1 protein-coding gene is annotated in these 849 nt (G+C 76.3%); it reads left to right on the top strand.

The genetic code is table 11. The annotated features are described in order from the left end of the window. Positions 1–636: NAD(P)-dependent oxidoreductase (locus tag L0B03_RS18550; protein ID WP_250448576.1), on the top strand; the 636-nt coding region annotated here is incomplete at its 5' end. Positions 637–849 lie beyond the last annotated feature (213 nt).

Here is an 849-nt window from a genome sequence, read left to right as displayed (position 1 = left end):
GGAGTGGTGCGGCCGCTGCCCGTGGTGGTCAGCTCGACCGTCTCGGCCGACGGCCTGCGCCGGCTCGACGCGCGCCTACGGGCCGAGACGGGCGAGCTCGCCCGGGTGGTGGACGCCCCGGTGAGCGGCGGCGAGGAGGGCGCGCAGGCCGGCACGCTCTCGATCATGGTGGGCGGGACCGAGGAGGACGTCGCCCTCGCGCTGCCCGTGCTGGCCGCCGCCGGGACCCCGGTCCCGCTGGGCCCGCTCGGGGCCGGCCAGGTCGCCAAGGCGTGCAACCAGATGATCGTCGCGGCCACCGTCCTGGCCCTGGGCGAGGCCTCGGTGCTGGCCGAGCGCGCCGGGATCGACGTCGGCGCGATGCTCGACCTGCTGGGCGGGGGCTACGCGGGCAGCCGGCTGCTCGAGGTCAAGAAGCACCGGTTCGCGACCCATGACCACAGCCCCTCGGGGCCCGCCCGGTTCATGGTCAAGGACCTGGGCTTCGCGGTCGACGAGCTGCGCCGCACCGGCACGGCCTCCCCGCAGACCGACGTCGTGCGGCAGGTCTTCACCGACCTCACCGCCGCGGGCCTGGGCGACCAGGACACCGCCGTCGTGCAGGCCTTCCTCGAAGGGCTCGAGCGGACCGACTGAACGGCCCGCCCGAGGTGCACGGCTCGACGGCACGGCTGACCTGCACGGAAGGCCCCGCACCGCCACGACGGAAAGCCCTACCCTGAGGGCTGTGCCTCCCATCGACCTCGCCGACCCCGGCGCCGACGCCCCCGAGCCCCGGACGGCGCAGACGCCGCCGACCTCGGGCGTCGAGCGCCCCGCACCCGAGGGCTCGGGCGTGGTCGAGGAGGC

The sequence above is a fragment of the Actinotalea sp. C106 genome, assembly GCF_023630195.1.
Lineage (GTDB): Bacteria > Actinomycetota > Actinomycetes > Actinomycetales > Cellulomonadaceae > Actinotalea.
Note: the sequence above shows the minus strand (reverse complement) of the source record. Positions and strands in the feature narration are given on the sequence as shown.